The following is a 20,751-nucleotide window of genomic DNA, read 5'->3' as shown; positions in this document are numbered from 1 at the left end:
TGATCAGGCCGCGGCCGTAATCCTGGATCGCCGCGGCGAAGATTTCCGAGGCCGAAGCCGAGTTGCGGTTGACCAGCACCGCCAGCGGACCGCCCCACGCCATGCCGGCGTTCTGATCGTCTTCCGGGGTGATGCGCCCGTCCGCGCTGCGCACCTGCACCACCGGGCCCTTGTCGATGAACAGGCCGGTGAGATCGGTCGCCTCGTTGAGCGAGCCGCCGCCGTCGTTGCGCAGATCGATGAGTACGCCTTCGACCTTCTGCTTCTTCAGATCGACGAGCAGTTTCTCCACGTCGCGCGTGGCGCTCTTGTAGTTCTTGTCGCCGCGACGATGCGCGTCGAAATCCTGGTAGAAGGTCGGCAGCGAGATCACGCCGATGCGATGCGTCACGTCGCCGTCCCTGGTTTCGATGATCGAGCTTTTCGCCGCCTGCTCATCGACCACGACTTTTTTGCGCACCAGCGCGACCGTCACATGCTTGCCGTCTTGGCCGGCGTCGGCCGGCAGGATTTCCAGGCGCACGGTGGTGTCCTTGGCGCCGCGAATCTTGTCGACGACGTCGTCGAGCCGCCAGCCGATCACGTCGGTCAACGATCCGGCCTCGCCTTGGCCGACGCCGACGATGCGGTCGCCGATCTTGACCTTGCCCGACATCGCTGCCGGTCCGCCCGGTACGATTTCGCGGATCGCGGTGTAATCCTCGTCACGCTGCAGCACCGCACCGATACCCTCGAGCGAGAGCTTCATCGCGATATCGAAATTCTCGGCCTGGCGCGGCCCGAGATAATTGGTGTGCGGCTCAATCGCCATCGCATAGGAATTCATGAAGGTCTGGAACACATCCTCGCTATTGAGCTGATGGATGCGGTCGATGTAGTTGGCGTAGCGTTTGTCCAGAGTTTCGCGAATCTTCGCGTCGTCCTTGCCGGCGAGCTTCAGACGCAGCCAGTCGTTCTTCACACGCTTGCGCCAGATGTCGTTGACCTCATCGACGGTCTGCGCCCACGGCGCTTTCTCGCGCTGGTACTGGTAGCTTTCGTCCTTGCTGAAATCGAAGCCTTTCTTGAGCTGCTCGCGCGCGTATGCGGTGCGCTCGGCGACGCGCTGGGTATAGACATTGAAGATCGTGAACGGAGCGCTCAGATCCTGATCGTAGATCGCGCGGCCGAGCTTGTCGCGCGCGGGCGTGAAGCTGTCGATATCGGACTTGAGGAAGAACAGGCGGTCGGCATCGAGCGCATCCAGATAGCGATCGAAAATCTTCCGCGACATCGCTTCATCGAGCGGCTCCGCCTTGTAATGCATGCGCGTGAGGAAGCGCGCGGCCATCAATGCCGCGGTGGCCTGGTCCGGCGTCGCCTTGAGCGCGAGCGCGCCCGCATCGGCCGCGGGTTTTGCGTTCGCGGTCGCGAGCAGAACGAAAATCATCAATACCGGCACGATCCAGAGCGATCGGCTGCTGCGCACTACCATCTCAATTCTCCGTTGCTGGTGCGATCGTCGGTGATCGCATGAAACAAAAACTATTTTTTTGCGCCCATCATGATCGCGAAGATCACGCAGACATTCTTACTGACCGGCCATTCAAGCGACTTCTTCCACGTAACCGGCTGCATGCGCCATCTGGTCGGCGTGGTACGACGAGCGCACCAGCGGACCGGAGGCGACATGCTCGAAGCCGAGCTTGCCGCCGTATTCGGCCAGCGCATCGAACTGCGCCGGCTCCCAGTAGCGCAACACCGGATGATGGTGCGCAGTCGGTTGCAGATATTGCCCGATGGTCACCATATCGACCGCATGCGCACGCAGATCGTTCAACGCGCCATGTACCTGTTCCAGGGTTTCGCCCAGGCCCAGCATGATGCCGGACTTGGTCGGCACCTGCGGATGTTGCGCCTTGAAACGTTGCAGCAGGCTTAACGACCAGTCGTAGTCCGCGCCGGGACGCACGTTCGGATACAGCTCGCGTACGGTTTCCAGATTGTGATTGAACACATCGGGCGGCGCTTCGGCGAACACTTCGAGCGCGCGTTGCATGCGCCCCTTGCCGCGAAAATCCGGGGTCAGCGTCTCGATCTTGATCGATGGATTGAGCGTGCGCACTTCGCGAATGCAATCGGCGAAATGGCTCGCGCCGCCGTCGCGCAGATCGTCGCGATCGACCGAGGTGATGACGACGTAGCGCAGGCCCATGTCGCGGATGGTTTCCGCCAGATGGCGCGGTTCCTCGAGGTCGGGCGGCTTGGGCCGGCCATGCGCGACGTCGCAGAACGAACAGCGCCGCGTGCAGACCTCGCCGAGGATCATGAACGTTGCGGTGCCCTTGCCGAAACACTCGTGGATGTTCGGACAGGACGCTTCTTCGCACACGGTAACAAGGCGGTTCGCGCGCAATTTGGATTTCAACTTCGCCACCGCATTGCCGGGTGGAATGCGCACGCGGATCCAGCTCGGTTTGCGCAACATAGGCGCGCTGTCGAAACCGGCGCGGTTGCGCGCGATCTTGTCCTCGCCGAGCTGCTTCGCGCCCGGCTCGGGCAGGGTCGGCAAAACCGCCGCCGCCGCCGCTGCGCCGATCAGGGCGATCGGAATGGTTTTATCCAGGGAATTCATGCGCCCACGCTAACATCCACGACGGGTTTTGCGCCAGCGCCAATGGTCACGGGCGGCGCTTCGATACGCGCCTGCAAGCCGAAATGGCGGGCCAACTGCGCGATGAGTTCGGCCTCCACATCGGCCAGTTTCGATGGGCCGCCCAGATCCATCATTTGCGTCACCTGCAAACCCTGGAAACCGCAGGGGTTGATGCGCTGAAACGGCTCCAGATCCATGTTCACGTTGAACGCGAGCCCGTGAAACGTGCAGCCGCGGCGCACGCGCAGACCCAGCGCGGCGACCTTGGCCCCGGCCACGTACACGCCGGGTGCGCCCGGCTTGCGCTGCGCGCCGATATTCCAGGCGGCCAGCGTGTCGATGATCGACTGCTCGATCCGGCAGACGAACTCGCGGATGCCGATACCAAGGCGGCGCAGATCGACCAGCGGATAGGCGACGATCTGGCCCGGCCCGTGATAGGTCACCTGGCCGCCACGATCCACCGGCACTACCGGAATCTCACCGGGCATCAGCACATGCTCCCACTTGCCAGCCTGGCCGAGGGTGAACACCGGCGTGTGTTCGACCACCCACAATTCATCGGGAGTATCCGCATCACGCGCATCGGTGAATGCCTGCATCGCGCGCCAGATCGGCTCATAGGCTTGCAGGCCGGGGAAGCGGCGGACGAGCAAGTGCCGGGACTCGGGACTCGGGGCTCGGGACTCGGTGGAGCACGCAGGGTTCATGTTTCTTCGTCGTTTATCTACAAACTCATGTCACGTCGCAAATGCGCAAAATCAAGAGCGCAATCTCTCTTTCCCGAATCCCGAATCCCGAGTCCCGGCTCTTTCACAACGTCCAGCGCACCGACGGGTCGGCGCGCAAGGCGGCATGCGCGGCGGCGTATTTTTCACGCGAGGGGCAAGTGAACGTGACGCTGACCGAAACATAATGCCCTTCGCTCGACGGTCGCGTGCGCAGGCTGCCGTTGAGCACGGACAGGCCCAGCCCTGCGATCAGTTCCGGCATGCGTTCCTCAAGACCGGTATTCGCCTTGCCCACCGCCGTGATCTCGAACGCCCCGGGAAACTGGAAACCCTGATCGGAATTTTCAGCATGGATGTCGTCGAGATTTTTCATTGCACGGGTGCTGCCGGAGCGGCTACGGCGGTACTCGGCGCGGCCGAGGTCTCCGTGGTCGGGGCGCTCTTGAACCACAGCCCCACGTCGTCGGAGAAACGCCGCCAGAGACCGCCTTCGGGTTCATCGCCGAGGACGACCAATGGACGCTCGATCAGGACCTTGTCGTCGAGCTTGACGCGCAACACGCCGATCTTCTGACCCTTCGCATAGGGCGCGATCAGGCGACTGGGCAACTCCATCGTCGCTTTCAAATCGTTGTAGCGGCCGCGCGGCAGGGTGATCAGCATGTCGTCGGCCAGGCCCAGACCGATCTTGTCGTTCGCGCCGCGCCACAGCACCGGCTGCGCGAGCGGCTTGTTCGCGTCGTAGAGCTTGTGCGTTTCGAAAAAGCGGAAGCCGTAGTTGAGTACGGCCTGGTTCGCATCGGCGCGGGCCTTCTCGCTGCCGGTGCCCATGACCACGGCGATCAGACGCTGATCGCCGCGCTTGGCCGAAGTTGCCAGACAGAAGCCGGCTTCCTTGGTGTGGCCGGTCTTGATGCCGTCGACCGAGGCATCGCGCCAAAGCAGCGAATTGCGGTTGTGCTGCTTGACCCCGTTCCACTCGAATTCCTTGATCGCGTAAATCTTGTATTCCTCGGGGAAATCGCGGATCAGGGCGCGCGACAGCGTCGCGATATCGCGCGCCGTGGTGTATTCCTCGGGCGCGGGCAGGCCGGACGGATTGACGTAATGCGTACCGGTCATGCCGAGCTGTTGCGCGTGCTGATTCATCAGCGCGGCGAACGTCTGCTCGGAGCCGGCGGTGTGCTCGGCCAGCGCGATCGCCGCATCGTTGCCCGACTGGATGATCATGCCGTAGAGCAGATCCTTCAGCGCCACCTTGGAATTGAGCGCGAGAAAACTGGTCGAGCCGTCGGTGCTCGCACCGCCGCCGCGCCAGGCGTTTTCGCTGATATAGACCTCGTCGTCCATCTTGATCTTGCCCGCGGCGAGTTGCGCGCCGACGACATACGACGTCATCACCTTGGTGATCGAGGCCGGCTCGACGCGCGTATCCGCCCCGCTCTCGGCGAGAACCTGGCCGCTGGCGTAGTCCATCAGCACCCAGCTTTTCGCGTCCAGGGTCGGCGCGGGCGGCACCGGCACATTCAGCGCGCCCGGCTGCGGCAGCGGCGCGGGCGCGGGCTGCACGTCGGTCGGAGCCGGCGTTTCCTCGGGTTTGGTCTCCTGCGCTTTCTGCGGCTGCGCGGCGGCCGGCGTCTTGTGTTTGGTACGCCCCTCAACTGTTGCCGAGGCGATCAGCAACGTCGCAGTACAAATACACAATGTGACTTTCTGTAAAAATTGCAAACGCTTCATTCTATCGATATTCCATGTTTGAAACAGCAGGCTGTGCCCGTGTGTACCTGGTGTACGGCGCCGGGCCGGAAGGTAAAAGCGAAGTTTACACGTCAAAGCATGAACGCTTCGAGCATCAAAATCATCGAGCGCCTAGTCATCTACCGCGGCCCGGGGCTCGCCCAAGCCCAGCGCGCGCACTTTCGGGGTCAGGCTGTCGACCTCGTCGGCGTCCTTGAGCGGCCCCAGACGCACGCGCTGGACGTTCTTGCCGTTGACCACGCCATCCACGATCCGCACCTCGCCCAGGCGCAAATTGCGCAGCATCGCCGCCGCGCGTTCGGCATTGGCATGATCCGAATACGCGCCGACTTGCAGATATAGCGCGGGTTTGGGCGCTTTTTGTGGCGCATATGCGGACGCAACGCGGGCATCGCTGCGCGGCGCCGGACCGGCGGCGTTCTGTGCCGGCACAGGCTGTGCGGCCGCGCGCAAGAGCGGACGGCCGCTGTCGGGATGCGCCGGATCGATCGCACGCACCTCGACCAGACCCGTGCCCTTCTGCCAGATGCCCAGCTTGATCGCCGCGACATAGGACAGGTCGATGATGCGGTTCTCGGCAAACGGGCCGCGATCGTTCACGCGCACGATCACGCTCGTGCCGTTTTCCAGGTTGGTCACGCGCGCATAGCTGGGCAATGGCAGGGTCTTGTGCGCAGCCGTGTAGGCGTACATGTCGTACTTCTCGAAGTTCGACGTCGTGTAGCCGTGGAACTTGTTGCCGTACCACGAGGCGATGCCGCGCTCGACGTAGCCCGAGGCGCTCGGCAGCACCCGATAGGTTTGACCGAGCACGGTGTAGGTAGACTTGTTGCCGTACGCCGATAGCGCTTCCACCTTCGGTATCGGCTCCGGAATCTTGCTGATATCCGGCAACGGACCGCCCGGACCGGAATCCTCGTCCTGCGCATAGCGTTGATCGTGCGGCGCGCCGCTGGACGCCGAGGGTCGCGTCTGCACGGCGGCGCTCGGGCGCGTCGCCGCGCGGTGTGCACAGCCGGTGAGCAGCAATGTCAGAACGCAGGCGCCTGTCCAAGACGTCACGATCCAGCCCGCGCCTTGCCCCCTGCTCATTGCGCGACCGGCTCTCCCACTTCGCGGGCGATTTCCTGACTCAGCTGAAACGCCGCGAGGCTATACAGCGGACTGCGGTTGTAGCGTGAGATCACGAAGAAATTCTGGAACGTGATCCAGACTTCGGGGCCGTCCTCGCCCTCGAGCTTGACGATGGTGGCCAGCGTTTGCGGATCGATCTTCGCCGATGTCGTGTAGCCCCACTCCGCCAGTTGCTTCAGCGTGTATGCCGGTTTGAGATTTTCCGCGCTGACCGCGTGCGCATCCGCGCCGACGCTCGCGCGCACCGCGACCGGCCCGCCGCTCTGCCAGCCGTTGCCGACGAAATAGTTCGCGACGCTGCCGACGATATCCGGCAACGAATTCCACAGGTCGATCTTGCCGTCGCCATCCTCGTCGCGTCCGAATTTCGCGATGCTCGACGGCATGAACTGCCCCCAGCCCATCGCGCCCGCATACGATCCCATCAGGTTTTCGAGCGCATAGGGAAAGTTCCCGCCACGCAGCAGGAACAACTGGCGCAATTCGCTGCGGAAAAAATCCTGCCGCGGCGGGTAGTAGAACGCGAGCGTGGTCAACGCATCGAGCACGCGATAACGCCCGGGTGTTCGGCCGTACGCGGTCTCGACGCCGATGATCGCAACGACGAGGGTCGCCGACACACCGGTTTCCTTCTCCACGCGTTTGAGCAGGGCCTCATTCGTCTGATAGAACGCGACGCCATCGTCGATGCGGCGCTGGGTCAAAAAGATCGGCCGGTATTCGCGCCAGGTTTTCGATTCGGCCGGCCGCGAAATCGCGTCGATCACGCTCTGCTGATAGTGCGCGCGGCCCAAGACCGCGAGCACGTCGGCGGCGGACAGGTCGGTATCGCGTTCGAGATCGGCAGCGAATTTTTTTTCGGCGGCGGCCACCTGCGCCGCATCCGGCGGATCGTAGGCATGCGCGGCACCTGCCGCAAGCATGACGATCAGGCTGGCGAGCAGGGCAAGAAAACGAAGGGTCATCGACGGGGCGGGCGGCTGGTTTGAGACGGTGGCGCAAGGGTAACACGCGGGGTCAATCGAGCAGAAAGCGTTCCAGACAAGACGCAACTTGCTTGAGTGAGGGCCACAAAGGGGTGGGAAATGCGTCGGACTGGCGTAGTTCCGTTCAATGCGGTCGGCGTTAGTGACTCTCCTCACGCTGTTGTTTGTCCAATGCGATGGCTCAAGTAGCCGCTATCTGCGTAAGAAATTTCCTACAAACGATTACCGCTTTTTCCGACATCTTTCTTGCTTTGCGCGTGGGACATTACGCGTGGGATGTTCTCTTGAAATATAGGTCATATTTCAATCGATTCATCAAGGTTCATCGGATCAAGCCGCGCAATCTGGACCTTGATCAATCTGTAGTTGGCAAATGTGAGCAGTCAAGGAGACCGACATGAACAAGCTGCGCTTGCTGGCCATATTCGTTCTGTTCTTCGGCATAACGCACGCCGCGTACAGCAACGATATCTGGAGTTATTGCACCTATAACTTCCAGAACATAAACGCCTGTTTCGATTCACTTGATGCCGCGGAAGCCTACATGCAGCAAGAGAATCCATCTTCTCCCTCGGGACGTGCGTTTCTCGAACTCACTAGCGGGCCGACATTCAGCGGTTCAGTGACCAATCCTACCGGCATCGTTTACAGCTACAGCGTCAAACCGCGCGGTCCGATGGCCTACCTGGAAGACTACATTCGAGCGATTACATTGGGGTGGGGTGGCTATCCTCCTCAAGGCAGTATTTGTGGCTGCCCCAACCCGGACGGCACGGGTACGGCGAGTTGTCTGCCGTACGGCACCACTACTACGTGCCAAGATATCCCTGCTGTCTGTAATTCCTGCAAAGTTCAAAATGGCGACACGAGCGTTATCCAGTCGGCAATCCGGGCGTACGTAGGGAATGCATGTGGCCTTTCCATAGGGGTGAGATATCCGTGGCCCTCGCCTGCCGACTCCTCCGGAGGGTTCTCAATCAACGGAATGAACTTCCAGGGGCTTTATTACGGCAACGGCTGGCAGGGAACAGGCGACGTTCGTGAACCGTTCAACTACGAGTTGCTTGTCAGCTACGGTAGTCTTTCTAACGGGCAGTGCAGTAATGTCGTTCCCCGGATCACGTACGGCGTAGATCGGTGGCAGCACATCCAGTGCGATGCCGGACTGTCTGAAGTCTCGGCGACGCTCAATCCGCAAAACTACTATTCGCCCAGCCAGGTAACTCCCATCAATCAACTATGCCGTTCCAATGCGACCGATACGATAGTCGCCAGCCTGGTTCCCTCCAACCAGTGTTCTTACGGCAATCCGTGCGTCCCCGGCAACGGATCGAAGGTGGATGATGAGGTGGACTATTCGTTTGGATCGTTCACGCTGGGACGGCATTACAACTCGTTGCGTCTCGCTCTCACCAATAGCTATCTTGGCCCGAGCTGGCAAAGCGACTTTGACAGTCGACTGATAATCCCGAATTCGACGAGTTCAACCTACGTGCTACTGCTGGACTCGCATGGAAATATCGAGCGATTTGATCAACAGGGCGCGACAACAACCTACCGCTCGGTCAACGTGCCCGGCTGGATATTGAGCTCGGTGACTGTTTCCTCGACAACGACTTGGCACCTACTGACATCATCTGCGGAACTTTGGACGTTCAACAACTCCGGAGTCCTTTTAACCACCCAGTCGATCAATCGACCCGAGACGCTGCACACTTTCGTTTATGGTCCAGTCTACTCAGCGAGCGGCAGCTTGGTGGTTCCGGCCGGAGCCCCTCAGACCGTCACGGACGCCACGGGACGCTCGCTCCAATTTACTTATGACCTGATCAACAGCGGCAGCGCTTGTAGCGGTTGCTCGGGCATGCGCTTGACCTCGGTGCTGCTCCCGGACGGAAATAGTCTGAATTACACCTACGATATATTGGGGAACCTTCAGGTAGTGATCTTCCCCGACGGCAACAGTCGGCAGTATTTTTACAACGAGCCGGCCAATATTTGTCCTGGCGGGTCCTCCGGCGCATGCTCTGGCGGTGCGCCGCCTTCCGCCGGGTTTCCGCATTTACTTACCGGAATCTCGGATGTATCGATCGCGTCGGGCAGCCCGGTTGCGACGCGCTTTTCGACGTATCAGTACGACTACCGAGGCCGCGTTATTTCCAGCAGCCAAGCCGGCGGCGCGAATCAACTCACACTGAGTTATCCGAGCCCAACCCAAACGTTGCTCAACTTCGCATTTGGAAATCCTTCGGTTGCCGGTATGCAAAAGACCGTCAATCTAACGAGCATAGGTGGAATTTTCCGGAAAGAGACGGTAAATGCGGACAAGGATCCGATTACCGGAAACTCCAATCCCACACAATATGCTTACGATACCTTGGGTCGGGTAATGTCCAAGACGGATTCGTTGAATGTCGTGCACAGCTATGAGTACAGCAATACTCTCAACCTCACGGCAACCACCGACGCAGTAGGCACATTGGTGCAACGCCGTGTCGAAACCGATTGGAACGACAGCTTCAACGTCCCCACCGAGCGTCGTATCAAGAACGGCGGCGGCGTGGTCGAAACGAAGACCGACTGGGCCTACAACGCGCGCGGTCAAGTGCTGTCCCGCTGTGAGGTCGATCCCGCCGTCAGTGGTGCATCGAGCTACGCCTGTGGCTCGTCGATGAATGCACTCGTTGGTGTGCGTCAATGGGCCTATACCTATTGCGAGCAGGCGGGGGTAACGGCCGGCACCTGTCCCCTCGTTGGGCTTCTGCTTTCGGTGGATGGCCCGCGCACGGATGTCTCGGACGTCACAACCTACACTTACTACCAGGCAACAGATGTTTCCGGCTGCGCCACTTTTGGCGGCAGTTGCCATTACCTCGGCGACCTCTACAAAGTAACCAATGCACTAGGGCAGGTGACGACGTACGTGAGCTACGACCAGAACGGCCGCGTCACGCGGATCCTGGACGCAAATGGCACTTATACCGACATGACCTATCACTCCCGCGGCTGGCTGCTCACGCGCAGCACGCGCGCAAATCCGGATGGCAGTGCTTCGAGCAGCGATGCGACGACGACGTTCGCTTATGACAATGTCGGTAACGTCACCCAGATCACGCAACCTGATGGTGCTTACTTCCTCTACACGTACGACGCGGCGCACCGGCTGACCGACATCAGCGACAACGTCGGCAACAGGATTCACTACACGCTCGACGCTGCGGGCAATCGCACCAGCGAAAGTACCTACGATCCGAACAACACCCTCAAGCGCGCGCTATCGCGGCAGTACGATCAGCTCAATCATCTGACGAAGACGCTCAATGCGAGCAGCGCGGCTGTACAAACCTATCAAAACCCCGCCGATGCACCACCGAGCGGCATCACGTATACGGACGGGTACGACGGCAACGGCAACGCGATCTACTCGGTCGATGGCCTGAGCACGGGTACCGAGCAGCAATACGATCCGCTCAATCGCCTGATCAAGACCTTGCAGGACCACACCGGCAAGACAACGGCGACGAAGGACACCACCACGCAATACGCCTATGACGCGCGCGACAACTTGCGCAGCGTGAGCGATCCGAATGGTCTTGTTACGAATTACACGTACGATGGGCTGAACAACCTGACCGCGTTGCAAAGTCCGGATACGGGCAACGCGAGCTACGTCTACGATGCCGTCGGCAACCGCATCACACAGACCGATGCACGCGGCATCGTCACTGCGTACGCCTACGATGCGTTGAACCGTTTGACCGCTATCGGCTATCCGACCGGCAGCCTCAACGTCAGCTACGCCTACGATCAAGCCAACAGCGTCACCGGTTGCGCAAGCTCCTACCCACTGGGCCGCCTCACAAAGATCACTGACAACTCCGGCAGCGCGGTTTACTGCTACGACCGGCGCGTCAATGTGTTGCAAAAAAAGCAAACCGCCGGCAGCGTGATCTCGACCGCGAGCTATACCTATACGCTGGCCGATCACATCAGTACGATCACCTATCCGAGCGGCGCCATCGTCACTTATGCACGCAATGCCCTGGGACAAATCACCAACATCAGCTACAAGGCGAACGCTACGGCCAACGCACAGGTTCTCGTCGGCACAACGACCTACCTGCCGTTCGGTCCGCTCAATCAACTGACCTTCGGCAACGGGCGTACGCAGACCAAGACCTACGACAGCGACTACGCCATCGACAAAGTGCTCAGTTCCGGTGCGAGCGGCCTGATCCTCGACACGAGCGAGGATGTGTTGGGCAACCTGATCAATGCGAGCAGCACCGTCGGCGCCAGCCCGCCGACGCAGACGTATCAATACGATCCGCTGTACCGTCTGACCACGATCCAGAACGGCAAGACCATGAGCGAAAGCTTCACCTACAACCAGACCGGGGATCGGCTGACCGACACGAGCGGCCGCAGCACCGCGACGTATTCTTATCCGAATCCGCTCACCAGCCACCATCTGCAAAGCGTTGCCGGCAACGCACGCAGCTACGATGCGAACGGCAATCTGCAGAACACCGCTGCCGGTACGCTGACTTACGATGCGCGCAATCGCCTGGTCGGACTCAATACCAGTGCCACGAAAAAGAAAACGCCGCAAGCCACCTACAACTACAACGGCAAGGGCGAGCGCGTGATCAAGGCCGTAGGGACGGCCGGAAATACACTCACTCCGACCACGTTCGTATACAGCGAAGGCGGCCAACTGCTGGGCGAATACGCGGCGGCGGGCAACAAGGAATACATTTATCTCGACAGCGTGCCGGTGGGAATAGTCACCATCAGCGGCAGCGCGACGCAGCTGTACTACCTCGAAACCGATCAACTGGGCACGCCACGCGAAGCAATCAAACCCGGCGCGACGCCAGCCAGCGACACTCTGGTGTGGAGGTGGGACTACTTTGGCAGTGCGTTCGGAAACAGCACGGCGAATCCGCAGACCCTGACCGTCAACCTACGCTTCTCCGGTCAATACTACGATGCGGAAACTGGGCTCAACTACAACTATTATCGTGACTATGAACCGGTAACTGGACGGTATGTAGAGAGCGATCCGATTGGCCAGTTTGGTGGAGTAAACATGTATGCATTTACCGGAAATGCACCGCTCACAGGTATTGATCCATATGGTCTAATTAAAATATACGGCAATTGGTGTGGACCAGACTGGACAGGCGGCTACACTAAGCCTTGGAACGACTTAGCTCAATATGAAGAGGAGCACGTTAAGCCGCCCATCGATCAGCTTGATGGAGCGTGCAAAAATCATGATTTATGTTACGGAAAATGTGGCGTTGATTTTCCTTGTGATCCAATTAGCAGATCACAATGCTTTAGGCGCTGTGACCATATTCTCACTGATGCCGCCTATCACGTTGGCGGTTTTTGGGGACTTACCGTGGGTGCTGCAATAGACCGTCCGGGTAGTCGAGATCCTGGGGCTAATGCGCTTGGTTGCTGTGACACAAAGACTAGGAAATGACGATGCACAATACAGCCATGCGGATAGGGTTAGCGTTCGCGGCGATGCACTTTTTTCTGTTTCTTGCCACCGTGGTATATGTGCACATGTCGTCAGACCCTCAAGCCCCATTAATTTGGGTGATTTGGGCTATTGCTGATTTGCCGATTAGCTTGCTATATATTATCTTGGCTAGGCCATATTCTTTCTTAATTGAAAGCCTGCCGAATCAGTTCGCAACAATTGAAGAAATATTTTATCTCCCACACGTAATTCACGGACTTCTGGGAACGATCTGGTGGTATTGGCTGCCACAGATTTTAAGGAAGCTACGGCCCAGTAAAGGATAGCGAACCCGGTGCGGGCGCAAATGGTCGAGCGCGCTGGCGATTATCGCTGGAGTAGCTATACAGCCCATGCCCAAGGGCGTGCGGACGCGGCGATTCGCGACCATCGCGAATATCTTGCGCTGGGCACGACATCGATTACTGTGATAAACGGCTACAGAAAAAAATCTGCAAGTTATAAACCATGCTGGTGATTGTTCTGGCACTCGTTTTCCCATTTGCATATAGAGAGCTTTTATGTAGGCTTGGAGATACGGGATACGGCATTGTTTTTCAGCTTTCTGTGGCCACAACGCACCAGCAGGAAGTATTGGATACCACGTCGCCCTAGCTTATTTTCTGCATTCCTTTTCGCAATCTTTTTGAAATGGCACAAATAGCCGGCCGGTGAAAGCTTTTGCTCTTCAAAGATCAAGAGCTGGATTCCGGCTTTCGCCGGAATGACGGGCTAGGGACGACGAGCAAGCACCATCCCCTCCCAACGTTGCTAAGCTCAGCCATCCAGGCCTCGCTAAGCAACCCCGCCCTTCGCATCCTGCTCCGGGCGTTCAGCGGCGCGCGAGCCATGGCTCGCAAGCGCGCCGCTTCACCCCTTGAAGGGGAGGGCTACGCACCGCACGCGGGAATGACGAGCGAAAGCCCCCGTCAGGTCAACAAGCGCAGCTTGTCCTTGTAGCTGCGCGACAGTTTCAACTCCTGCCCTGAATCCAGAACGAGAAAATATTCGCCGTTGTGATGCGGGCGCATTTCCTTGACGCGGGCGACGTTGACGATGGTGGAGCGGTGCACGCGGGCGAAGCGGCGCGGGTCGAGGCGCTGTTCAAGGTCGTGCATCGTGCCGCGCAGCACGTGCGTGTCGTTGCGCGTGTGGATGCACATGTAGTCGCCGGCGGCATCGATCCAGGCGATCTGGTCCACGTCGATGCGCAGGACGCGCTGGCCATCCTTGATCGTAAGCTTGGCGTGCGCGGGCGTCGCGGCGTCGGCCGCCAGCGCTTCGTCGAGTTTCAATTCGGCGGCGTTGGGCAGGGTGGCGATCAATTTGAGCAGGCGCTCGTAGTGATCCTCGGCCTTGCGTCCGGCGAGGCGAGAGCGAGCTCGATCGATCGACTCGTCGAGCCGCGTATCGTCGACCGGCTTGAGCAGATAATCGAGCGCACTCGCGGCGAATGCGGCCAGTGCATATTGATCGTAGGCGGTCACGAACACGGTCAGCGGAATCTGCGTCGCGGGCAGCGCGCGCAGCAGGGCGAAGCCATCGACGCCGGGCATCTGCACGTCGAGGAACATGAGGTCGGGACGCAACGAGGAAATGGCGTGAAACGCCTCGCGTCCGTTCGCCGCCTCGGCGACGACTTCGATATCCGCATGCCGCGCCAGACGCAGCTGCAACCCGCGCCGGGCCAGCGGCTCGTCGTCGACGATCAGGGTGCGGATCGCCACCTCAATTTCCCTTGGCAATCTCGAACGGCAGACGGATATGCACATCGGCGCCGTGCGGCAGACGATTGTCGATGCTGAATTGTCCGCGTTCGCCGTACAGCACACGCAGACGTTCGCGCGTGTTGACGAGGCCGACGCCGCGATGATCGGGGCGCGCGCTGTCGGCTTCGCTGCAACCGGGTCCGTCGTCGCGCAGATGGATATCCAGTGTGTCGCCGTCGCGTCGCGCCTCCACTTCGATGCGGCCGCCTTCTTCGCGTTTGGCCAGCGCATGCTTGACCGCGTTTTCGATCAGCGGTTGCAGGATCAGGCTCGGCACCAATGCATCGCGCGCTGCCGCATCGATGTCCATCTGCACTTGCAGGCGTTCGCCGAAACGCAGCTGCTCGATGCCGAGATAAAGATTGAGCGCATCGATTTCCTGCGCCAGGGTCACGCGCTGCACCGGATCGGAATCCAGCGAATAACGCAGGAACGCCGAGAGACTACCGACCATGCGATTGGCGGTGTCCGCCCGGCCGTCGAGCACCAGGGTGGAGATCGCGTTCAAGGTGTTGAACAGAAAATGTGGATTGAGCTGATAGCGCAGCATTTTCAATTGCGCTTCGTGCGCCATCGCCTGCGCCTTGAGCGCGGCTTCCTTCTGCTGCTGCAACTGGCGCGCGAGCTTGATGCCGAAGTACAGCCCGCTCCACGACAGCAGGACATACAAGCGTGACGCGAAATACCAGATGTAGCCGAGCGCGCTGTGCGGGCGGCAGTCGTCGCAGAAGGTGAACAGGACTTCGGTGTACAGCTTGGTGTCGACCAGTTCGGCGACGACCAGCATCGCCGCCGAGCCGAGCGCCATCTTCAACGCGGGCAGATGCCACAGGCGCCGATAGCCCAGGCGCAGCAAGCTGGTGACGACCAGACCGATCAGGGTGGTGCTGAGCGAATAGTAGACGTAGTGCCAGGGCTTGCCATCGCCGAGCATCGCGCTGAAATTCAGCGCGAAGTAGCCGATCCAGCCGCCGATCTGCAGCGACCAGAACAGATGCGGCGGTTGCGCCAGCCAGGGTTTCGTTCGCGTCGTCGTGTTCATGCGCTCAGACACTGTTTCGCGCTCCGCGCTAGGTGAACCAGCCCGCGATCACGATCAGCGCAATCACCATCAGCCAGACGATCAGCACGCGGCGGATCAGGGTCATCGCATCGTCGAGCGCAACCAGCGGGCTGGCCAGATCGACCGCGTGACCGTCGCCCGCCGCCACATCCGCATCGACGCTGGCGCGCGCGATCGCGTTGAGAAAACCCAGATCGAGACAGAAATAACCCTTGCCGTGCGCGGCGTGGTAGTCGCGCCAGGTCTTGAATACCGCATCGAAATCCGACGCCAGCGCGAGCGCCAGCGCGACCAGATGCGCCGGCACCCAGTCGAGTGCGCGCGCGAATTTTTCCGCAAGCGCCTGCTGCGGCGCAGGCAATGCATGCGCATAGTCGGGCGTGAAGGCGAGCAATTGGGTCAGTCGATACAGCACCGCGCCGACCGGCCCGAGCAGGACGAACCAGAGGATCACGCCGAACACGCGACGCAGCGCGGAATCGAACGTCGCCTCGACCAGGGCTTCGGCGGCAAACGGCAGCGGCGTGTCGGATTCCTCGGGACGCAAGGCCTGTGCGGCGGCCGTGCGCCGATCGCTGTCGGGAGCCTTGTCGACCGCTTCGACGTCGCGCTCCAGATCGCGCGGCCCGAGGCAATAGAACAGCACGACCAGCGCAAACGCGAGACTGGCGAGACCGAGCAAGGTGCCGCGCAACGCGAACTGCACGATCAGGCACAGCAGCACCGGCACGCCGATGGTCAGCACGAGACCGAACGCGGCGCTCGATTGCTGCGCGCCGTGCTCCAGCCACTGGCGAAACCAGGCGAAGTTGCGCAGACGCGGCGCATCGGGCAGAGAGTGGGTGAGCACCAGCACGAGCAGGACGGCGATAAACACGATGGCCATAGACGAATCCGGTAGCAACGTGGCGAAAACGCCGGCTAGTGTAGCAGCGGCGCTCAGCGCCGCGCGGCAAGCAATGGATCGCTGCGGGTGACCAGCGCCGTGAGATCGAGGCCGTGGCCGGCCATCCATTGCTCGATCAGCCGAAACGAGATCGACAGCGGCGGCGACAGCAGCAGCTCGCCCGAGTCCAGGCCGGCGACGATATCGCCCGGCGTGAACCAGCGTGCATCCTCAAGCTCGTTGCCAATGCGGATCGTCGCGTCTTCGGCGTACGCGGTGAAGCCGAGCATGATCGAGGCCGGAAACGGCCACGGCTGCGAGGAGTGATAGTCGCAGTCGGTCACGCGTACGCCGGATTCCTCGAACACCTCGCGGCGCACCGTGTCCTCAAGCGTTTCGCCGGGCTCGACGAAACCGGCAAGCGTGGAATAGCGCCGCGCCGGCCAGCCTGCCTGGCGGCCGAGCAGGCAGGCATCGCCACGCGTGACGATGACGATGATCGCAGGATCGGTGCGCGGAAAGTGCTCGATGTTGCATTGTGGATTTGTACACCTGGCCCGATGCCCGGCCGAAATGAGCGTGAGCGGCGACGCGCAAACATTGCAGTAGCGCGTGCGCGCCTGCCAGTTCGCCAGCGCGCGCGCATACGCGAACAGGCCGGCGTCGAATGCCGGCAGGGTAAGCCCCGCAGCGCGCAGGTCGAGAAACTTGCCCATGGTTTCGGCGGCGATGCGCTCGGCGCTCGCGTCGTCGGCGCGCAGCAAAAACCAGTCGTCATCACCGCTGCCGAGATAGGTCGGAACCGCAACGTCGGACACCGACGCGCGCTGCGCCTGGTCCAATGGCTGCAGCGTATCGGCAGATGCGTTGACCAATGTGCGTCCGTCGCTACGGAGGAGAAGAAACCGCGCATTCGGCGCCTCCAGCCGCACCTGCACGAACGCTGCGTCGTCGCGCAGCTCGCTGTTGCGTTCCAGAATCAACGAGGAAAAGGTGTTGTTGCGGCTGCGCGCAGAGGAACTCATGCGCGTATTGTCGCAGAGCAGCTATGTCCGCGGAATGCTCTTAGCCTCCCTTTTCCACGGAACGTCCTTCCCTCATCCGGCGCCCCGCGCCACCTTCTCCCGACGGGAGAAGGTGGAACGAGTCAGACGCTGAACGACGAACCGCAACCGCAGGTCGTCTTCGCATTAGGATTGCGGATCACGAACTGCGCGCCGTTGAGGCTCTCCGAATAATCGATTTCCGCGCCCATGAGGTATTGCAGACTCAGCGGATCGACGACCAGGGTGACGCCGTCTTTCTCCAGCGCGAGATCGTCCTCGGCGCGCTGCTCATCGAAGGTGAAGCCGTACTGGAAACCCGAGCAGCCGCCGCCGGAAATGTAGACGCGCAGCTTGAGGCCGGGATTGTTTTCCTCGGTGATCAATTCGCGCACCTTGTGCGCAGCCGCATCAGTGAAGATCAGCGGCTGTTCCAGCGCGGTCTGATAGTTCGGGGTTTCATTCATGCCGGCGACATCCATCGTTACAAGATCGGGCCCTGCGGCGCGAATTCAAGGTTTGACCGTCGCGCCCGGCAGCGCGAAATCTTCGGCCTCGGCTTTCGTCTCCTGCGGCCCCGCCAACTGCCTCGGCGGCTCGGCGCGGTGCACGATCTTGCCGTTGATCTGCGCGCCGGCCGACATTTCCATCACCTTGTAGTAGACGTTGCCCTCGACGCGCGCGCCGCTGGCCAGCTCCAGGCGTTCGCTCGCGGTAACGTCGCCGCTGACGATGCCGTTGATCACGACATGCGGCGCAACGATTTCGCCGGTGACTTTCGCGTTGTTGGAAAGCGTGAGTACCGCATTCGCGCCCTCGCCGTGCAGCGCGCCTTCGACGCTGCCGTCGACATGCAGCCGGCCGCTGAAGCGCACGTCGCCGCGAACCTGCGTGCCCACGGCGATCAACGACGTGGTATCGGCGGCAGGCGGCGCCGGTTTGCTCTTATTTCCCAGCATCGTTGGCTCCCTCGCTCGTCAGGACGCTGGTCCAGACGAAATCGCGTTCGGATTTTCCCAGTTCTGCGCCGCCGTCGAGATCGACGTGGACGGCATTCGGCGTGAATGCTTCCGGCAGCAGCAGCGTACCTTTTATTTGCTGAAAATACTTGAATGAAAATGGCAGACCATTCGCGTCCTGGTCATGTGCAAGCTCCCGCCAATCCACCGACGCGAGTTGATTGGCGCGCAGTCCGTTGACCACGATCCTGACGCGACCGTTTGCCACTTTCCCCTGTTTGAGGTTCTGCGTCAGGGTCAGGGTGAAATTGTACATGCGCGCCGTCGCCGCGGGTTGCAGATGCAGGCCCTGCACATTCAGTCCCTCGCGCTGGGCGCCGGTGCCGGTCAGTCGGCTGTAGAACGCCAGGTCCGCACGCAAGCTGGCGACCTCGTCCTGGTGCTCGCGGATCTCGCGCTGCAGACTGGCCGTCGCCGCGCGTGACACCTGATCCGCGCGCTCGAGGATCGCCACGCGCTGTTGCAGAGCGCTGTTTTGATCGAGCGCGGCCTTCAGCTCGGCGGCGCCGCCGACCGGCGTGCGCTGGCCCCACACCCAGACCGCCGCAGCGACCGCGATCAGCGACGCCAGCCACCAAACCGCGAGCGTCGCCCAATCGCGCCAGCGGAAGCGCGGTTCCTGCGGATGGACGACGAGGGCGGGAGGACTGGGGACGTGCGCCATGCCTGAATGCTGAGCCGGTGTGCGGACAGCGCTTATAGCCCCGCCTCGCGCGGAGCGTCAAGCACGCGCTCAGGTGCGACCGCTATACTGCCCCGCGCCTTCCCGTTCGCATGAGCCGTCCGCAATGCTCTGGATCAAAGCCCTGCATATCGTCTTCGTGGTGACCTGGTTTGCCGGCCTGTTTTACCTGCCGCGCCTGTTCATCTATCAGGCCGCTTCCGCCAGCGCCGAGGTGCGCGAGCAACTGAAAATCATGCAACGGCGCCTGCTCGTGATCACCCATATCGGCGGCGCGCTGACCGTGCTGTTCGGCATCTGGACCCTGGCGCTCGAACCGATATACCTGCAACAAGGCTGGCTGCACGCGAAGCTCGCGCTGGTCGTCGGCCTGATCGCGTATCACATCTATCTGGTGCGCATGAAGAATCTGTTCGCGCAGGACCGCTGCCCGTACTCGGCGCGCTGGCTACGTCTCTTCAACGAAGTGCCGGCGTTGTTCCTGATTGCGATCGTGCTGCTGGCGGTGGTGAAACCGTTCTGACTCGAACGGCAGCGTCTTGAGCTCGACTAACTGCCAAGTTTCTGCTGCAGGTAACCCGCCTCGCCCAGCTGCTTGATCAGACCGAGTTGGGTTTCCAGCCAGTCGATGTGTTCTTCCTCGGACTTGAGGATGTCGTCGAACAACTGGCGGCTGACGTAATCGCCGTTTTTTTCGCAGTGCGCGATCGCCGCTTTCAAATCCGGATGCGCAATTTGTTCGAGCTTCAGATCGCACTTGATCGCTTCATGCGGCGTCTCGCCGATCAGCAGTTTTCCGAGCGCCTGCAGATTCGGCAGACCTTCGAGGAACAGAATGCGCTCAATCAGCCGATCGGCATGTTTCATCTCATCGATCGATTCCTTGTGCTCATGCTCGGCCAGTTCCTTGTAGCCCCAGTTGCGATACATGCGCGAATGCAGGAAATACTGGTTGATCGCCGTCAGCTCGTTGAACAGCACCTTGTTCAGATGGCCAATGACCTTACTATCGCCTTTCATGACTCGCCTCCTGATCATTCACGACTTGCACTCGTACGACTATAACGCGCGAGCGCGCCGCATGAGGAAACGCGAATCGTGAGCATTTGCGCCACGGGCACCGCGGCAGCGGGACGGCCGCTGTATAGGCCGAGACATGGATGATGTGTGGGCCGCGCGAATTCGCGGCCGCAACGTCGTGTCAGGCAGCCTGCGCCAGCAGCGGCAGGCGAAACGGGCGCTGCGCGCGTGCTTCCTGCAACACTTGCGCAGCGAGATCGGCGCAACTACCACACTCGCCCGCGCACCCCGTACGCCGCGTCAGCTCGGCCACGCTGCGCACGCCTTCGGCGGCCGCTTGGCGGATCATCGTGTCGGTTATGGCGTTGCAGATGCAGACGTACATGCGGGCAGACCCAGTGGATTGGGTACTATTTAAATGCAAATGAGAACGATTGTCAACTACCTCACTGCTTCTGCGTGTCGCCGTAAGGGCGTGATCGCAACTAC

General features: G+C 60.9%; 18 protein-coding genes. 2 read left to right on the top strand and 16 right to left on the bottom strand.

All coding sequences use genetic code 11. From position 1 onward, the window contains the following. The 7 genes from VIE67_RS01375 to mltB all read right to left on the bottom strand — a co-directional run. Window positions 1-1,474, bottom strand: a 1,474-nt coding sequence (locus VIE67_RS01375; RefSeq protein WP_332022531.1) for a S41 family peptidase, incomplete at its 3' end; no start/stop codon positions are given. Window positions 1,475-1,585: 111 nt separating this feature from the next. After that, the gene (gene lipA, locus VIE67_RS01370) at window positions 1,586-2,614 is read right to left on the bottom strand and encodes a lipoyl synthase (protein ID WP_332022529.1); all 1,029 of its coding nucleotides are present in this window, start codon (window positions 2,612-2,614) and stop codon (window positions 1,586-1,588) included. Further along, window positions 2,611-3,345, bottom strand: a complete 735-nt coding sequence (lipB, locus tag VIE67_RS01365; RefSeq protein ID WP_332022527.1) for a lipoyl(octanoyl) transferase LipB — start codon at window positions 3,343-3,345, stop codon at window positions 2,611-2,613. Before lipB ends, lipA begins: the two co-directional genes overlap by 4 nt. A 103-nt stretch (window positions 3,346-3,448) precedes the next feature. Beyond that, complete coding sequence (locus VIE67_RS01360; RefSeq protein WP_332022525.1) at window positions 3,449-3,739, bottom strand: DUF493 family protein; 291 nt, start codon at window positions 3,737-3,739, stop codon at window positions 3,449-3,451. Continuing rightward, window positions 3,736-5,103: a D-alanyl-D-alanine carboxypeptidase family protein gene (locus VIE67_RS01355; protein WP_332022523.1), complete on the bottom strand. Its 1,368-nt coding sequence runs from the start codon at window positions 5,101-5,103 to the stop codon at window positions 3,736-3,738. The genes VIE67_RS01360 and VIE67_RS01355 overlap by 4 nt, the downstream gene beginning before the upstream one ends. A 132-nt stretch (window positions 5,104-5,235) precedes the next feature. Continuing rightward, the gene (locus tag VIE67_RS01350) at window positions 5,236-6,186 is read right to left on the bottom strand and encodes a septal ring lytic transglycosylase RlpA family protein (protein ID WP_332022521.1); all 951 of its coding nucleotides are present in this window, start codon (window positions 6,184-6,186) and stop codon (window positions 5,236-5,238) included. Window positions 6,187-6,212: 26 nt separating this feature from the next. Continuing rightward, window positions 6,213-7,223: a lytic murein transglycosylase B gene (gene mltB, locus VIE67_RS01345; protein ID WP_332022519.1), complete on the bottom strand. Its 1,011-nt coding sequence runs from the start codon at window positions 7,221-7,223 to the stop codon at window positions 6,213-6,215. Window positions 7,224-7,641: 418 nt separating this feature from the next. Here mltB and VIE67_RS01340 point away from each other — a divergent pair, with 418 nt between their 5' ends. Beyond that, window positions 7,642-12,738: an RHS repeat-associated core domain-containing protein gene (locus VIE67_RS01340; protein ID WP_332022517.1), complete on the top strand. Its 5,097-nt coding sequence runs from the start codon at window positions 7,642-7,644 to the stop codon at window positions 12,736-12,738. 971 nt (window positions 12,739-13,709) lie between these two features. Here the strand turns inward: VIE67_RS01340 and VIE67_RS01335 are convergent. From VIE67_RS01335 to VIE67_RS01305, 7 genes are all read right to left on the bottom strand, one after another. Beyond that, window positions 13,710-14,507: a LytR/AlgR family response regulator transcription factor gene (locus tag VIE67_RS01335; protein WP_332022515.1), complete on the bottom strand. Its 798-nt coding sequence runs from the start codon at window positions 14,505-14,507 to the stop codon at window positions 13,710-13,712. Between the two features lies 1 nt (window position 14,508). Beyond that, entirely contained in the window at window positions 14,509-15,591 is a 1,083-nt protein-coding gene (locus tag VIE67_RS01330) for a sensor histidine kinase (RefSeq protein WP_332022514.1), read from the bottom strand. A gap of 28 nt (window positions 15,592-15,619) precedes the next feature. Continuing rightward, complete coding sequence (locus VIE67_RS01325) at window positions 15,620-16,498, bottom strand: cobalamin biosynthesis protein (protein WP_332022512.1); 879 nt, start codon at window positions 16,496-16,498, stop codon at window positions 15,620-15,622. Window positions 16,499-16,551: 53 nt separating this feature from the next. Then, window positions 16,552-17,523, bottom strand: a complete 972-nt coding sequence (gene nudC / locus VIE67_RS01320) for an NAD(+) diphosphatase (RefSeq protein WP_332022510.1) — start codon at window positions 17,521-17,523, stop codon at window positions 16,552-16,554. A 122-nt stretch (window positions 17,524-17,645) separates the two neighbouring features. Then, window positions 17,646-18,008: an iron-sulfur cluster insertion protein ErpA gene (erpA, locus tag VIE67_RS01315; protein WP_332022508.1), complete on the bottom strand. Its 363-nt coding sequence runs from the start codon at window positions 18,006-18,008 to the stop codon at window positions 17,646-17,648. A gap of 45 nt (window positions 18,009-18,053) precedes the next feature. Beyond that, window positions 18,054-18,500, bottom strand: a complete 447-nt coding sequence (locus VIE67_RS01310) for a bactofilin family protein (protein WP_332022506.1) — start codon at window positions 18,498-18,500, stop codon at window positions 18,054-18,056. After that, a complete protein-coding gene (locus tag VIE67_RS01305) occupies window positions 18,487-19,224 on the bottom strand; it encodes a DUF6776 family protein (protein WP_332022504.1) in 738 nt (245 codons plus the stop codon). Before VIE67_RS01305 ends, VIE67_RS01310 begins: the two co-directional genes overlap by 14 nt. 124 nt (window positions 19,225-19,348) lie before the next feature. Between VIE67_RS01305 and VIE67_RS01300 the strand changes: the two genes are divergently transcribed. Continuing rightward, window positions 19,349-19,765 carry a CopD family protein gene (locus VIE67_RS01300; protein WP_332022502.1) on the top strand — a complete coding sequence of 139 codons (417 nt, stop codon included), beginning with the start codon at window positions 19,349-19,351 and terminating at the stop codon, window positions 19,763-19,765. Between the two features lie 26 nt (window positions 19,766-19,791). Here VIE67_RS01300 and bfr read toward each other — a convergent pair whose 3' ends face one another. Further along, complete coding sequence (gene bfr / locus VIE67_RS01295; RefSeq protein ID WP_332022500.1) at window positions 19,792-20,262, bottom strand: bacterioferritin; 471 nt, start codon at window positions 20,260-20,262, stop codon at window positions 19,792-19,794. A gap of 181 nt (window positions 20,263-20,443) precedes the next feature. Beyond that, window positions 20,444-20,647 carry a (2Fe-2S)-binding protein gene (locus VIE67_RS01290; RefSeq protein WP_332022499.1) on the bottom strand — a complete coding sequence of 68 codons (204 nt, stop codon included), beginning with the start codon at window positions 20,645-20,647 and terminating at the stop codon, window positions 20,444-20,446. Window positions 20,648-20,751 lie beyond the last annotated feature (104 nt).

Origin of the sequence: Rudaea sp. (genome assembly GCF_036560865.1) — a bacterium.
Classification (GTDB): domain Bacteria; phylum Pseudomonadota; class Gammaproteobacteria; order Xanthomonadales; family Rhodanobacteraceae; genus Rudaea.
The sequence above is the reverse complement of the archived record's forward strand: the minus strand, read 5'-3'. Positions and strand labels throughout refer to the sequence as shown.

What these genes read in the sequence shown, in the direction of transcription:
- lipA (WP_332022529.1), bottom strand. Translation starts at nt 2,614, where the DNA reads ATGAATTCCCTGGATAAAACCATTCCGATCGCCCTGATCGGCGCAGCG.
- lipB (WP_332022527.1), bottom strand. Translation starts at nt 3,345, where the DNA reads ATGAACCCTGCGTGCTCCACCGAGTCCCGAGCCCCGAGTCCCGAGTCC.
- VIE67_RS01360 (WP_332022525.1), bottom strand. Translation starts at nt 3,739, where the DNA reads ATGAAAAATCTCGACGACATCCATGCTGAAAATTCCGATCAGGGTTTC.
- VIE67_RS01355 (WP_332022523.1), bottom strand. Translation starts at nt 5,103, where the DNA reads ATGAAGCGTTTGCAATTTTTACAGAAAGTCACATTGTGTATTTGTACT.
- mltB (WP_332022519.1), bottom strand. Translation starts at nt 7,223, where the DNA reads ATGACCCTTCGTTTTCTTGCCCTGCTCGCCAGCCTGATCGTCATGCTT.
- VIE67_RS01340 (WP_332022517.1), top strand. Translation starts at nt 7,642, where the DNA reads ATGAACAAGCTGCGCTTGCTGGCCATATTCGTTCTGTTCTTCGGCATA.
- VIE67_RS01330 (WP_332022514.1), bottom strand. Translation starts at nt 15,591, where the DNA reads ATGAACACGACGACGCGAACGAAACCCTGGCTGGCGCAACCGCCGCAT.
- VIE67_RS01325 (WP_332022512.1), bottom strand. Translation starts at nt 16,498, where the DNA reads ATGGCCATCGTGTTTATCGCCGTCCTGCTCGTGCTGGTGCTCACCCAC.
- nudC (WP_332022510.1), bottom strand. Translation starts at nt 17,523, where the DNA reads ATGAGTTCCTCTGCGCGCAGCCGCAACAACACCTTTTCCTCGTTGATT.
- erpA (WP_332022508.1), bottom strand. Translation starts at nt 18,008, where the DNA reads ATGAATGAAACCCCGAACTATCAGACCGCGCTGGAACAGCCGCTGATC.
- VIE67_RS01310 (WP_332022506.1), bottom strand. Translation starts at nt 18,500, where the DNA reads ATGCTGGGAAATAAGAGCAAACCGGCGCCGCCTGCCGCCGATACCACG.
- VIE67_RS01305 (WP_332022504.1), bottom strand. Translation starts at nt 19,224, where the DNA reads ATGGCGCACGTCCCCAGTCCTCCCGCCCTCGTCGTCCATCCGCAGGAA.
- VIE67_RS01300 (WP_332022502.1), top strand. Translation starts at nt 19,349, where the DNA reads ATGCTCTGGATCAAAGCCCTGCATATCGTCTTCGTGGTGACCTGGTTT.
- bfr (WP_332022500.1), bottom strand. Translation starts at nt 20,262, where the DNA reads ATGAAAGGCGATAGTAAGGTCATTGGCCATCTGAACAAGGTGCTGTTC.
- VIE67_RS01290 (WP_332022499.1), bottom strand. Translation starts at nt 20,647, where the DNA reads ATGTACGTCTGCATCTGCAACGCCATAACCGACACGATGATCCGCCAA.